Here is a 12,938-nt window from a genome sequence, read left to right on the forward strand (position 1 = left end):
TCTAATGCTTCACGCTAAAGCGAGAAAACAGATCTGGTCTGAAATATTTGGTCTTAGATTCAGACATTTTATTTTTTAAGCTTGTGATTTTAGCGTGGTTTCCCTTTAAAAACTCTGAGGGCACTGATTTATTTTCATAAATTGGTGGTTTTGAGAAACATGGAGCCTCTAAAAGAGGGCTCTCAAAACTTTCCATGCTCAAAGAATCTTCATTACCAAGAACGCCTTTTATGTTACGACTGATCGCATCACTCATCACAAGGCTTGGAAGTTCCCCGCCTGTTAAAACATAGTCTCCTATGCAAAAAAGCTCATCGGCAAATGTTTCAATAACTCGCTCATCAATTCCCTCATAACGTCCACTGACAAAAACGATATGCTTCTTAGAGGCTAATCGTTTTGCATCATTTTGCGTAAAAAGTTTTCCTGATGGAGTTGGAAAAACGATATACGCATCTAAAGACGCTTGCTTGATATGTCGTAAAAGATCAAACAAAGGTTGAGGGAATAGGACAAGTCCTGCTCCGCCACTCGCTTGATAATCGTCCACTTTGCCATGCTTATTGTTTGTAAAATCGCGTGGATTTGCAAAATCAACATGCAAAAGCTCTTTTGCAATGGCACGTTTTAAGATTGAGTCTTCAAAGTATGAAGTAATCAATCCTTCAAAAAGTGTTACATAGGTAAAATGCATTAGGAGTTCTCCAGAATTCCTAAACCATCTTTGCTTAGTACCTCTTTTTTGATTTTATCAAATGTAATGATATAACGCTCAATATATGGCAAATAAAAAGACTTTGCCATTCCTTTTTTGATCAAAGTATCATCGGTTTTGATAACCAAATAATCCGTTGCTGCAATACGCTCTATCTCGTCAACTTTTCCCAACAATGTGCCATCTTCGTCAATCACACATGCATCAATCAAATCAAACCAAAAGAATTCACCCTCTTTTAAGGCACATTCATTGACTGAATTTTCTTGTGTTGTAAACAAAAAGGTATTGACCAATTTAGCAGCCAATTCTCTGTCTTGATATCCAACAAACGAGATAAGTTCACGTGTTTGATTATATGAAAAGACTTCAAGTATCTCACCTTTTTGAGTGGTAAACTTTTTGCCTTTTTTAAATTGCTCAGGAAAATCACACTGAAGGTGAAGTTTCAACTCACCTTTTAAGCCCACAAGTCGCCCAATTTGAGCGACTTCAATGAGTGAAGATTGATTATTCATCGTTAGCTTTGACCGTAACTCTATACGATTTACCGTCTTTTGCTTTACATCCAGAGATAAGCGTTTTGAGTGAATTGATCATTTTGCCATCTTTGCCAATCAATTTACCAGTATCAATTTTATCCGCATAGATGACAACTTCGCAAAATGTTCCATCAACATCACTTCGCTCAACACGTACACCCGCTGGATTGTCTACCAAAAGTTTGGCAAACTCTTCGAGGAATTTGTCAATCATGATTATTTACCAGTGATTTTTGCAACCCTGTCACTAAGCTTTGCGCCAACGCTTTTCCAGTAAGCAAGTCTCTCTGCATCAAATTTAACGGTTTGAGGATTGCTTAGTGGATTATAATAACCGATAGTCTCGATTGAACCACCGTCACGTTTTTTTCTGCTGTCTGTTACGACAATTCTGTAAAATGGAGTTTTATTTCTACCCATTCTTGTTAATCTTACAACTGTTGCCATTTTATGGTCTCCTTAAATTTTTTCTACGACTTAGATTTGCATGTAATATTTACATGCAGATATAAACCGTCACACCTTAACGAAGGTGTGTGTGTTTACTTTGTGCAAGCATATTTTGAAGATCTTGCATTCCTTTTTTACCTGAGAACTTCTTCGCCATTTTTGCGGCATTGCCAAATTGCTTTAAGAAACGATTGACTTCTACTTGAGAAAGTCCAGAACCTTCTGCAATTCTTCTTTTACGACTGTTATTGAGTAACTCTGGATCTTCACGCTCTTTTTTTGTCATAGAACCAATCATAGCCTTGATGCGTTTCATCTCAACAGAATTTTCCATATCAACATCTTGAAGTTTTCCAGCGACTGATGAAAGACCCGGGATCATACCAATCAATGATTTCATACTACCAAGCTTTTTCATTTGTTCCATTTGATCTAAAAAGTCATTAAAGTTGAATTCACCTTTTTTGATCTTTTTAGTCAATGCTTTTGCTTGTTTCTCATCAATAATCGCACTTGTTTTTTCAGCCAAGGTTTCAAGGTCACCCTCGCCCATCAAACGACTTACAATACGATCAGGAATAAAATGTTCTAAATCTGCAACTTTTTCACCCACACCGATAAAACGAAGTGGTACATTAGTTTGCTCAGCAATGCCAAGAGCAACACCACCCTTACCATCACCATCAAATTTACTTAAAATGACACCGCTAAGCGTAATTTTTTCATGGAACGTTACAGCACTTTTTACAGCATCTTGACCTGTCATGGAGTCGGCAACGTAAAAAATCTCATCCGGTGTAACTTCTTTTTTAATCGCTTCAAGTTGTTCCATCAACTCTGCATCAATCGCTAAACGACCCGCAGTATCGATAAGAACGACATCATAAAGACCTTCTTTTGCTTTTTTCATTGCATTTTTAGCGATTTGCACAGGATTGACATTTGCATCTTCTGAGTAAAGATCAATTTCATTTGCAGAACAAAGTTGGCGTAATTGCTCAACTGCCGCTAAACGTTGAAGGTCACATGCAACAACTAAAACTTTCTTTTGTTTCAATTTGAGATAATTGGCTAATTTTACTGTTGTGGTTGTTTTACCACTTCCTTGCAAACCTACCATCAAAACAGTTGTTGGGGGCTTAGAGGCGAAAACAAAACCTTGTCGTCCAGGTACTGTTAAAATTGTGGTTAAATTAGTTTTTAAAGAGCGTAAAAAATTGGCTTGTCCAATTCCTTTTGCTTTTGTTTCAATTTCTACTTGACGCAATAAATCACGTACAATTTTATGATGCACATCTGCTTTTAAAAGTGCTTTTTTTAAATTTTCTAAAGCATTTTTTAATGACTTTTCATCATCACTAAAGCGAATTTTATTAATGGCAGAACGAAATGAATCGGTTAATACCTCAAACACAGATGATCCTTCTTTATACTATAACCTAATCGGTTATGATTTAAAACGCGAAATTATACACAAGCAATACTTTAAACTAAATTAATCCTTAAAAATAACATTTTAAAAATTAATTTACAAATGTTTTAAATGCCCAATTTATAGGCTTTTAGTTGCATTTTATTGAAAATCTAAACAGCTGCGAATTTCAGGAAATCTTCAGGTTCTTTTGTCTGAAATATATATCCTAAAAGCATAATTTTTGAAGCATGTAGCATTAATCGTTTATGAGGTCTTCCACCGTATTCAGTATCACCTAAAATAGAAGCGCCAATACTTTTAAGATGTACTCTAATTTGGTGTGTTCTACCTGTTTCAATACGTACTTTAATTTTTGAACGTTTACCTTCAATCATCAAAGGCTCAACGTGGCTAATTGCTTCTTTGCCCTCGTCACTGATTTTACTATAGGCAGTATTGCCTTTTTTAATCGTTAAGATAGGAGCATTAATCTCCATTGCTTCCATGATTCTTGCTTCTACTACCGCTAGATACTCTTTTTGAACTTCTCGTTTTTTAAAAGCATTAACAGCTTTTTTACGGAATTCTTCATCTTTAGTTAAAAGTAAAACGCCACTGGTTTCACGATCTAGTCTGTGTAAAAGAGGCAGTTTTTTGATCTCTGCAACTTCTTCAGAAGTCATAAAAGCGGGCTTATCTACTGCCATGATAAATTCATCTTCAAATAACACTTTAATTGGTGCAATTTTTTCGATTTTGAACTTTGTACTAGGGCTTAGTTCACCCCTTGCAACACTTACTTTTTTACCTGCTGCATACACGACACCTCTATCGATGAGATCTTTTGCTGCACGATTTGAAATACCCTCTTGAAGGGCTAATAATTTATATGCTTTTTCCATTTTATTTTCCTAATATTTGCTCTAATAGTGGTTTAATGTCACCACGATGTGTGATCGTACTTTTTGGATAAGTTTCAATACGATCAAAAACATTTTTTAAATCTTCAACATTACTGACAATGATATTTTCAACTGCTTCAAAAAGAACTTTTTGATTAAAGATAAACTCGCCACTGATAATTTTTGTTTCAAAGAAGCCAGGTTCCAGTGGATTATGTCCACCAATACCATCAATAAAAGAGCCTCCCAAAATGACAATATCTGCAATGGCATACAGATTAATAAGCTCACCCATTTTGTCACATAAAACAATATCACAAGAGAGAGTATTTTGCTCAGATAACTTTTGATAGGTTTTATTCATTTTAAGAGAGTACTCATTTAAAAGTTTATCTACCTTTGTAAACCTCTCAGGATGCCTTGGTACTACGATTAACTGATCGTTTTGCTCTAAAGAAAGATTTGATAAAATGATATCTTCCTCTCCTTCATGCGTACTTGCCATTACAATGACTCTTTTCGCCTCTGCCTTTGAATAATGATGCGTCACTTCATATTCGCTAAACGCTTTAATATTTCCACAAACACGAACATCCTTAGCGCCTAAATATTTTAGTCTCTCATCATCCTCTTTGCTTTGGGCAAATACAAGATCAATATGAGAAAAAATCCAACGGTACAACCAAGAAAATCTTTGATAGGACGCATAAGAATTATCAGATATGCGTGCATTGAGTAAAACAGTTTTTATGCCTTTAGCCTTAGCGACAATAAATAACAGTGGCCAAAGCTCTGCTTCCATAACAACCAATACTTTTTGCTTTCGTATCCAAAAAGGCAAAAAGATTTCAAAAGGCAGATAACGCACTTCTGCACGTCCATGTTTGCATGCTTCTTTAAAACCTGTTTGTGTTATAACGCTAATACGAACATTCTCAGGCTCAATTTGATCGATAAATGGTGTTAATGAACGTACTTCGCCAAAAGAACACGCATGAAACCAAATACCATTTTGAGAAAAAGGAGCATTGTTCTTCAAAAAAAAGCGTGAAGGAATTGAATCTGTATATTTTGGTTTGAAGCGAAGGTACATTAAGTAAGGCAACGCTACAATGTAAAGTAACGCTGCCAAAAAATAGTAAAAAAAGCTCAAAGCTTACGCCTTAGCGTCCTCTATCTCTTTATATAAAATACGACCACAATGTGGGCAAGTTACAATGTCATCTTGTTTTAAAACACTTGCATATGTTTTGTCATTAATACGCATAAAACAACCATAACATGCTTGTTTTTTTACAGGTACTACAGTTGAATTCTGAGCCCATTTACGGATTTTTTGATAAAACGTCAAGATTTTTTGGCTCATTCCAGAAACAAGTTCATCTTTTGATTGATAAACATTTTTACGTTCTTCTTCAATCGCTTGGATTTGAGAATCAATTGATGCTTTAATCTCTTCTGCTTCTTTCGCAGCTTCAGCAATTTTTTCTTGCAATGCAGCGATATTTGTCTGTTTCAAATCAATAATTTTGTCTAAACGGTTAATTTCATCATTTGCAAAATCACATTGCTCTTTTGAAATTTCTTCTTCAAGTTGAAGTGCTTTAATCTCTTTTGCTGTTTTAACTAAAGAACTTTTTTTCGCAAGGTCTTTGAGCTTGGAAGAAAGTTCAGCAAGATGTGCTTCATTTTTCGCTTTTTTGAGTTTCGCATCTGCAATGTCTGCTTGGAAAGACTCGGCTTGGAGTTTTAAATCTCTCTCTTTGTCTAAAGAAAGCTTCAACATTTTCTCAACTTTGGCAATACGTGGACCAAAATCGTCGATCTCTTTATCTAATTTGGAAAGCTCAATTAACTGCTCTAAATACTTATTCATATCTTGTGTGTCCTCTATGTATACTGAAACGGATTTTTAGAATTTGACATTATAGCTTTTAATGGCAAATTTTTCAAATATTTGGCCAAACACTCTGGGAAATAGCGCTCGGACTCAAAGTGACCAATGTCGATTAATGAGAGGTTATTTTCTTTTGCTTCTAAAGCTTGATGATATTTTAGATCACCACTTAGAAAACAATCTGCATCAAGTTTAGAGATCAAATCACCTCCAGAACCTGTTGTAATAGCACAACGATTTATCCACTCTTTTGCTTTTACAACTCGGATATGTTCAATGCCAAAAACTTCTTTAACCTGCACAATCAAATCATCAAAACTTTTGTTGATTTCACAATACGCTACAAACTCTCTACTCTCTTGTATCTCAAAACCTAATTTTGAAGCAACATAGGCATTAAGGTGAGAAAGATCAAAATTGGTATGCATCGCAATCAAGCTAATCTTTTTTTGTACCATTATTTGGATCAAATTCGAAGGATATTTTGCGAAGTTAAGCTGCTTTAATCCACTGAAAATAAGAGGATGATGGGTAATGACAAGTGAGTTTGGTAAAACTTCTTCTAGGAGTTTACTATCGACATCAAGGCTAAGATAAATCTGTTCTATCTCATCGTCTTTGCTTCCAATGAGCAAGCCGCTATTATCCCAAGCAGCTTGCGTAGCAAAGGGGCTTAATGCATCTAAATAATCATAGATTGCCCCTAATTTCATTATCCCACCACTTCTTTGTACTTAACGGCACACCCTTTTGCGAGTTCACGAATTTTCAAAATATAATTTTGACGCTGTGTGACAGAGATAGCTTTACGAGCATCCAAAACGTTAAATGTATGTGAAGCCATTAAACAATAGTCATATGCAGGTAACGGTAAATTCTCTTCAAGACAACGTTTGCACTCTACTTGAGCATTTTCAAAGTGTTCAAATAACATCGCAACGTTAGCTATTTCAAAATTATATTTACTAAACTCATACTCACTTTGTTTATGAACATCACCATACGTTGTTATACCAAATTGGTTTTCATTCCATACAAGATCAAAAACAGACTCTTTTTCTTGTAAATACATCGCTAAACGTTCAACACCATAGGTAATCTCAACCGATACAGGGTTACAAGGAATACCACCTACTTGCTGAAAATAGGTAAATTGTGTTACTTCCATACCATCTAACCAAACTTCCCAGCCAAGTCCCCATGCGCCAAGTGTTGGTGATTCCCAGTTGTCTTCAACAAAACGAATATCATGTTTTTTGATGTCAAGTCCAAGCATCTCAAGACTTTTAAGGTAAAGCTCTTGAATATTATCAGGGCTTGGTTTGATAAGTACTTGGAACTGATAATAACTTCCCAAACGGTTTGGATTTTCTCCATAACGACCATCTGTTGGTCTGCGGCTTGGTGCGACATAAGCTGTTGCCCAAGGTTTACTGCTTAAACTTCTTAAAAACGTTGCATTATGAAATGTTCCAGCACCTGCAGGCATATCGTATGGTTGGACTATTGTACAGCCCTGATCTTGCCAAAAAGTTTGGAGATTTAAAAGCATCTGACTAAAAGTTAACACTATCTTTTCCTTTTATTTGGTCGGTGGAGTATAACTCTCAACCGCTTTGTTCCACATCATTTTATATTTTCGCTTGGTAAATTCAAGCTCATCTTGTAATAACTCTAGTTGTTTTGTAAGTGTTTCAATCACTTTTCTATCTTCATCGCACAGTTCTTGCATCGAGAAAAGAGCCTCTTTTAAAAAGCGATTTTCGCCTTTGAGCGCATCAAGTGTTTCCTCTTTAGCATCTAAGACTTTTTCATGCAAACTTAAAATGGCACCAACCGTTTTCTCAACAAATTCAGAACTCATACTTACAGAAGAACTTTCATAGTTATTGTCAACGACAATTCCACGTGTTGCAGGAATCAATGCTTGCGCACTACGACTCACCTCAACAAAACACTGTCCATCTTCTTCTTTTGATATTAATTTGCCTTCTTCGATTAATGCTTGAATGGCAGAAATATCCAAATTGACTAATGTACTAAACTCTTCAATTTCCAACCAACTATTCATTGTTATACCTTTTAGATGATTACTTCAATACCCATAGAATCAGTTTCAACTTTTTTTGCTTTCAAGATACGGTCTTCTTTAAGTTTAGCAGCCAACTCTTCATCTTCAATCGCCAAAATTTGCATTGCTAAATAAGCACTGTTAACAGCACCTGCAGAGCCAATAGCAACGGTACCAACTGGCATACCACCAGGCATTTGAACCGTACTCAAAAGTGCATCCATACCTTCCATAACGCCACCCTTCATTGGAACACCAAGAACAGGTTTTGTGGTAAGAGAAGCAACAACACCCGCAAGATGCGCTGCCATACCTGCTGCACAGATAAACACTTTTGCGCCTTTTGCTTCAGCGCTTTTAACATATTGGTGTGTACGATCAGGACTTCTGTGTGCTGATGAAACAATAATCTCATACATAACGCCAAATTTTTCTAATGTTTTAGCACACTCTTCCATAACCGTATAGTCACTTTTACTTCCCATTAAAATAGAAACGAACTTCATGTTTATCCTTTTATTTTTGCTCTTAAAAATGTAAATCCTGGTAATACCGTTGGTAGCACAATAGCATTTGTATTACCGCTGTGAATTTCATCAAATAATTTTCCACTGGGTGTTTGTAATTTTTTAAAGCTGATCTTCCAGATGTTCTCTTCTTTAAAAATCGTTCCAATTTCATTATCAATAGGCTCTATTTTTGCATGTGCCGGCATAATCAATTCATACTGAGTGTGCAACGATAACACATCTTTGCAAAGACAGTTTGTACCATCTTCACTCACTTGGGCAATCACTTGATGTGTACCTTCACTAATAGAGTGTGCCAAGTTTTGTGTATCATTTTTTTCAAACGGACGGTTCACCAAATAACCATCACTAAAGCCTCTGTTTTTCGTAGTATCTAATTCAGCTGTATATTTACTCGCATCAAATTGATTTGCATAATAGTCATCTACTGCTTGGCGATAGGTTTTCGTTGTAATGCCGACATAATAGGCACTTTTTGTTCGGCCCTCAATTTTGAGCGAATCAATGACACCCGAATCAAGAATTTCTTTGACGTGAGCGCTCAAATTGAGATCCTTTGCATTCATAATGTGAGTACCTTCTTCACTCTCTTCCACGCGGAACAGTGTTCCACTCTCTTCATTATGGGCATAAAGGGTATAAGGGAAACGACAATCATTGGCACAGCTTCCACGGTTCGATACACGCCCACTTTGCACCGAGCTAATCAAACAACGACCACTGTAAGCAAAACACATGGAACCATGCACAAATACTTCCAACTCTAAATGAGGTAAATGTTTTTTGATCTGTTCTAAATCCTTCAAACTCACTTCACGTGCCGCAATAATACGTTTCACGCCCATATCCGAATAGACTTCAGCATCAAGGTAACTCAAAACATTGGCTTGAGTGGAGAGATGAATGGGAATATGAGGCGCAATTTTACGTGCAAGCTTGATGACGCCAGGAGCTGCCACAATAAAGGCATCAGGATTCATAGCCGCTACACGCTCAATGTGTTTTTCAAGTAAAGGAATCTGTGCATTGAAAGGAAAGCCATTCACCGTTGCATGCAGATGCTTCCCATGGGCATGGGTATATTTGATCGCTTCTTCAAAACTCTCATAGGTAAACTCTTTACCTGAGCGTATGCGAAGTGAGAAGTGACTCACACCCGCATACACGGCATCTGCGCCATAAGAAAGCGCTATTTTTAGTTTTTCAAAATTTCCAGCAGGAGAAAGCAGTTCGACGTTTGACACCTATTTCTTTCCTAAACTAGCAATTAACGCTTCAATATCTTCACTGGTTACAACGTCTTCTGTTGTTTCATCACCATGAATATGAACAGCTGAACTCACACGTTTAGAGTCATCTTTGGAACCCTCAAAAAGAGCACTCATGTATTTTGAAAGCGCACGCATAACGTTAATTACACGTTCAATTTTTTGACGGTGGATATCTTGGTACTGCATAATATCCATGGTCATCATAATTTCATCTTCCGCCATTTGAGCATTCATTAAAAGATCTTCGACACGATCTTTCATCGCTTTATTGTCATCAAGTGCTTGTTGAAACTGCTCAATCTTAGGGAATTTCGCAACCAAAGTCTCAAAAAGAGCGATATTGCTTTCAATGAGTTTAATAACCTCTTTTGCATTCTCTTCTGCACTAAGCATGAAGTTATTAACCGTTTCAAGTTTATCAAACACTTGTGTTGCTTTGATTTCAGAATCTTTGGTGACATCATCAAGCTGATGTACCATTTTATGATCATCTGTTGGTGGTGGTGGTGGCCAAGACATTGTCGATGATGGTCTGTACTCATGCATCATTTGGGTAGCGGCTTTATCTTTTTCTATATCTAAGGCATCGCTATCCATAGGTTCATCTTCTAGCTCAGCACTCTCTTCAAACGCTGTCTCTGTTGGCGCAACGTCATCCATTTCATCTAAATCGCCCGCCATCAAAGCATCAAGTTCTTCTTGCGTCATAAGCTTTCTCCTCAAAATGACAAATTATGGTCTATTATAGTGAACTTTTTATATAATTTAATTTAAAGACCCTAAAGAGAAGGAAAGCGATTATGATCATTGACCTACATAACCATACCATTTTATGTAACCATGCAGAAGGAAGTATGGAAGAGTACATTCAAGCGGCTATTGCTAAAAAAATAGATGTATTTGGTTTTTCCGATCATGCGCCTATGAATTTTGATGAAGCCTATCGTATGGGCTTTCATGAGATGGAAAACTATGAAAAAGAGGTCTTGGCACTCAAAGATAAATACAAAGGGCAGATCAAGATTTTATTGGCCTACGAAGTTGATTTTTTAGATGGCTACATCGATGAACGCGTCCTTCAACGAAACGTTGATTATTTTATCGGTTCTGTACATTATTTGGGTTCATGGGGATTTGATAATCCCGAATTTATAGGAGAATATCGCACCAAAAATATTGATGAAGTATGGGAGCGTTATTTTGAAGCAATTACCTTTATGGCAAAAAGTGGACTCTTTGATATTGTAGGGCATTTGGATCTCATTAAAGTATTTAATTACCTACCTAAAAAAGATGTAAGACTCATAGCTCAAGAGGCTATTAAAGCTATAAAAAAGGCAAATATGTCTATTGAACTCAACGCTGCAGGCTACCGTAAACCTGTAGGAGAACAGTACCCAAGTAATCCTCTTTTAGAACTCATAGCAGAACATGACATTCCTATTACATTTGGTTCAGATGCACACGCTATGAGCCACATCGGGTATCAGCAAGAAGAACTTCGAGAGGTTGCAAAAGCATATGGGTATAAAAAATGTGCAACTTTTGAAAGCAGAGATCGAATATTGGTTAATTTTTAAGCAGTCTAGGCAATCTTATTTTCAGTTCAATCTGATAAAATTACTAAAATTTAAAATTTAGGAGTTACAACATGGGTAAGTTCGTAAACAGTGTTGAAGAGTTTTTCAAATACTGTGCTGACAATGAAGTTGAATTTGTCGATTTTCGTTTCACTGACATGAAAGGAACATGGCACCACCTTACATATACTATGGAAGCTATTAGTGCAGATTCTTTTGCAAATGGTATCCCATTTGATGGTTCATCTATTGAACATTGGCAACCAATTAACAAATCAGATATGCTCCTTAAGCCAGAAGCGGAAACAGCATTTTTAGATCCATTTACAGCGGACTCAACTGTTGTTGTATTCTGTGATGTTTTCGATATCTATAAAGGTGACTTATACGAGAAATGCCCAAGAAGTATCGCTAAAAAAACATTGAAATACCTTGCTGAAACAGGACTTGGTGATGTTGCTTACTTTGGACCAGAAAATGAATTCTTTATCTTTGATGATGTAAAAATCAGAGATGATATTAACTGTTCTTACTATGAAGTTGATTCAGAAGAAGGTGCATGGAATAGCGCTAAAAATTATGTTGATGGTTACAACACAGGTCACCGCCCAGGCACAAAAGGTGGTTACTTCCCAGTTCAACCAATCGATTCTATGGTAGATTTACGTGCTGAAATGGTACAAACACTTAAGCAAGTTGGACTTGAAGTATTCGTTGTACATCACGAAGTTGCTCAAGGACAAGGCGAAATCGGTGTTAAATTTGGTACACTTATCGAAGCAGCGGACAACGTTCAAAAATACAAATATGTTGTAAAAATGGTTGCTCACCTTAATGGAAAAACTGCAACTTTCATGCCAAAACCACTTTATGGTGACAATGGTAGCGGTATGCACGTTCACCAATCAATCTGGAAAGATGGTAAAAACTTATTCTATAAAGCTGGCGAATACGCTAACCTTAGCGATATGGCAAGATGGTACATCGGTGGTATCTTAAAACACGCTAGAAGTGTTGCAGCATTTACAAACCCATCAACTAACTCATATAAACGTCTTATCCCAGGATTTGAAGCTCCTTCAATTCTTACATACTCTATGCAGAACCGTTCAGCTTCATGCCGTATTCCATACGGTGCAGGCGAGAAATCTGTTCGTGTTGAGATGCGTTTCCCAGATTCAACTTCATGTCCTTACCTTGCATTTGCTTCTATGCTTCTTGCAGGTATTGATGGTATCAACACTAAAACTGAGCCTGTTGGACCAATGGATGAAGACTTATTTGAATTGACACTCGATGAAATTAGAGAAAAAGGTATCAACCAAATGCCTCACACTCTAAGAGGATCACTTGAAGCACTTATTCGTGACAATGAGTACCTTAAACCAGTTATGACAAAAGAGTTTATCGATACATACCAACACTACAAATTTGAAACTCAAGTTTGGCCAGATGAAGCTAGACCAACAGCGTTTGAATTCAAAACTGTATTCTCTTGCTAGTCTTTTAAAAGTTACTTTAAGGGGTGAGGGGCGAAAGCCCTTCACCCCTTTTTTTATTTCTAAA

16 protein-coding genes are annotated in these 12,938 nt (G+C 36.7%); 2 read left to right on the forward strand and 14 right to left on the reverse strand.

Going from position 1 to position 12,938, the window contains the following annotated elements:
* Nucleotide 1 precedes the first annotated feature (1 nt).
* The 14 genes from trmD to UCH001_RS09215 form a co-directional block, all read right to left on the reverse strand.
* Nucleotides 2-694, reverse strand: coding sequence for a tRNA (guanosine(37)-N1)-methyltransferase TrmD (gene trmD, locus UCH001_RS09150; protein WP_067177156.1), 693 nt, complete (start codon nt 692-694; stop codon nt 2-4).
* Nucleotides 694-1,233 carry a ribosome maturation factor RimM gene (gene rimM / locus UCH001_RS09155; RefSeq protein WP_067177158.1) on the reverse strand — a complete coding sequence of 180 codons (540 nt, stop codon included), beginning with the start codon at nt 1,231-1,233 and terminating at the stop codon, nt 694-696. Before rimM ends, trmD begins: the two co-directional genes overlap by 1 nt.
* Nucleotides 1,226-1,471, reverse strand: coding sequence for a KH domain-containing protein (locus tag UCH001_RS09160; RefSeq protein ID WP_067177159.1), 246 nt, complete (start codon nt 1,469-1,471; stop codon nt 1,226-1,228). Before UCH001_RS09160 ends, rimM begins: the two co-directional genes overlap by 8 nt.
* Nucleotides 1,472-1,473: 2 nt before the next feature.
* A complete protein-coding gene (gene rpsP, locus UCH001_RS09165; protein WP_067177161.1) occupies nt 1,474-1,704 on the reverse strand; it encodes a 30S ribosomal protein S16 in 231 nt (76 codons plus the stop codon).
* A gap of 76 nt (nt 1,705-1,780) precedes the next feature.
* Nucleotides 1,781-3,121 (reverse strand): signal recognition particle protein, encoded by a 1,341-nt coding sequence (gene ffh, locus UCH001_RS09170; RefSeq protein ID WP_067177163.1) that lies wholly within the window; start codon nt 3,119-3,121, stop codon nt 1,781-1,783.
* Nucleotides 3,122-3,291: 170 nt separating this feature from the next.
* Complete coding sequence (locus tag UCH001_RS09175; RefSeq protein WP_067177165.1) at nt 3,292-4,023, reverse strand: RluA family pseudouridine synthase; 732 nt, start codon at nt 4,021-4,023, stop codon at nt 3,292-3,294.
* A 1-nt stretch (nt 4,024) separates the two neighbouring features.
* Nucleotides 4,025-5,176, reverse strand: coding sequence for a lipid IV(A) 3-deoxy-D-manno-octulosonic acid transferase (waaA, locus tag UCH001_RS09180; protein WP_067177167.1), 1,152 nt, complete (start codon nt 5,174-5,176; stop codon nt 4,025-4,027).
* Nucleotides 5,177-5,179: 3 nt separating this feature from the next.
* The gene (locus UCH001_RS09185; protein WP_067177169.1) at nt 5,180-5,899 is read right to left on the reverse strand and encodes a zinc ribbon domain-containing protein; all 720 of its coding nucleotides are present in this window, start codon (nt 5,897-5,899) and stop codon (nt 5,180-5,182) included.
* Nucleotides 5,900-5,913: 14 nt separating this feature from the next.
* Nucleotides 5,914-6,633 (reverse strand): Nif3-like dinuclear metal center hexameric protein, encoded by a 720-nt coding sequence (locus UCH001_RS09190; protein WP_067177171.1) that lies wholly within the window; start codon nt 6,631-6,633, stop codon nt 5,914-5,916.
* On the reverse strand, nt 6,633-7,490 hold the full coding sequence (gene glyQ / locus UCH001_RS09195; protein WP_067177172.1) for a glycine--tRNA ligase subunit alpha: 858 nt from the start codon (nt 7,488-7,490) through the stop codon (nt 6,633-6,635). Before glyQ ends, UCH001_RS09190 begins: the two co-directional genes overlap by 1 nt.
* A 12-nt stretch (nt 7,491-7,502) precedes the next feature.
* Nucleotides 7,503-7,991, reverse strand: a complete 489-nt coding sequence (locus UCH001_RS09200; RefSeq protein ID WP_067177174.1) for a DUF3972 domain-containing protein — start codon at nt 7,989-7,991, stop codon at nt 7,503-7,505.
* A gap of 11 nt (nt 7,992-8,002) precedes the next feature.
* Nucleotides 8,003-8,497: a 5-(carboxyamino)imidazole ribonucleotide mutase gene (purE, locus tag UCH001_RS09205; protein WP_067177176.1), complete on the reverse strand. Its 495-nt coding sequence runs from the start codon at nt 8,495-8,497 to the stop codon at nt 8,003-8,005.
* Nucleotides 8,498-8,499: 2 nt separating this feature from the next.
* On the reverse strand, nt 8,500-9,765 hold the full coding sequence (locus UCH001_RS09210; RefSeq protein WP_067177178.1) for a peptidase U32 family protein: 1,266 nt from the start codon (nt 9,763-9,765) through the stop codon (nt 8,500-8,502).
* The gene (locus UCH001_RS09215; protein ID WP_067177179.1) at nt 9,766-10,500 is read right to left on the reverse strand and encodes a chemotaxis protein; all 735 of its coding nucleotides are present in this window, start codon (nt 10,498-10,500) and stop codon (nt 9,766-9,768) included.
* Nucleotides 10,501-10,592: 92 nt separating this feature from the next.
* Here UCH001_RS09215 and UCH001_RS09220 point away from each other — a divergent pair, with 92 nt between their 5' ends.
* The gene (locus UCH001_RS09220) at nt 10,593-11,372 is read left to right on the forward strand and encodes a histidinol-phosphatase (protein WP_067177181.1); all 780 of its coding nucleotides are present in this window, start codon (nt 10,593-10,595) and stop codon (nt 11,370-11,372) included.
* Nucleotides 11,373-11,443: 71 nt separating this feature from the next.
* On the forward strand, nt 11,444-12,874 hold the full coding sequence (gene glnA, locus UCH001_RS09225; RefSeq protein ID WP_067177183.1) for a type I glutamate--ammonia ligase: 1,431 nt from the start codon (nt 11,444-11,446) through the stop codon (nt 12,872-12,874).
* Nucleotides 12,875-12,938 lie beyond the last annotated feature (64 nt).

Origin of the sequence: Sulfurospirillum sp. UCH001, assembly GCF_001548035.1 — a bacterium.
Lineage (GTDB): Bacteria > Campylobacterota > Campylobacteria > Campylobacterales > Sulfurospirillaceae > Sulfurospirillum.

Bases quoted from the DNA above. Each gene is read 5' to 3' on its own strand.
- trmD (WP_067177156.1), bottom strand. From the start codon at position 694: ATGCATTTTACCTATGTAACACTTTTTGAAGGATTGATTACTTCATAC.
- rimM (WP_067177158.1), bottom strand. From the start codon at position 1,233: ATGAATAATCAATCTTCACTCATTGAAGTCGCTCAAATTGGGCGACTT.
- UCH001_RS09160 (WP_067177159.1), bottom strand. From the start codon at position 1,471: ATGATTGACAAATTCCTCGAAGAGTTTGCCAAACTTTTGGTAGACAAT.
- rpsP (WP_067177161.1), bottom strand. From the start codon at position 1,704: ATGGCAACAGTTGTAAGATTAACAAGAATGGGTAGAAATAAAACTCCA.
- UCH001_RS09175 (WP_067177165.1), bottom strand. From the start codon at position 4,023: ATGGAAAAAGCATATAAATTATTAGCCCTTCAAGAGGGTATTTCAAAT.
- UCH001_RS09185 (WP_067177169.1), bottom strand. From the start codon at position 5,899: ATGAATAAGTATTTAGAGCAGTTAATTGAGCTTTCCAAATTAGATAAA.
- UCH001_RS09190 (WP_067177171.1), bottom strand. From the start codon at position 6,633: ATGAAATTAGGGGCAATCTATGATTATTTAGATGCATTAAGCCCCTTT.
- UCH001_RS09200 (WP_067177174.1), bottom strand. From the start codon at position 7,991: ATGAATAGTTGGTTGGAAATTGAAGAGTTTAGTACATTAGTCAATTTG.
- purE (WP_067177176.1), bottom strand. From the start codon at position 8,497: ATGAAGTTCGTTTCTATTTTAATGGGAAGTAAAAGTGACTATACGGTT.
- UCH001_RS09215 (WP_067177179.1), bottom strand. From the start codon at position 10,500: ATGACGCAAGAAGAACTTGATGCTTTGATGGCGGGCGATTTAGATGAA.
- UCH001_RS09220 (WP_067177181.1), top strand. From the start codon at position 10,593: ATGATCATTGACCTACATAACCATACCATTTTATGTAACCATGCAGAA.
- glnA (WP_067177183.1), top strand. From the start codon at position 11,444: ATGGGTAAGTTCGTAAACAGTGTTGAAGAGTTTTTCAAATACTGTGCT.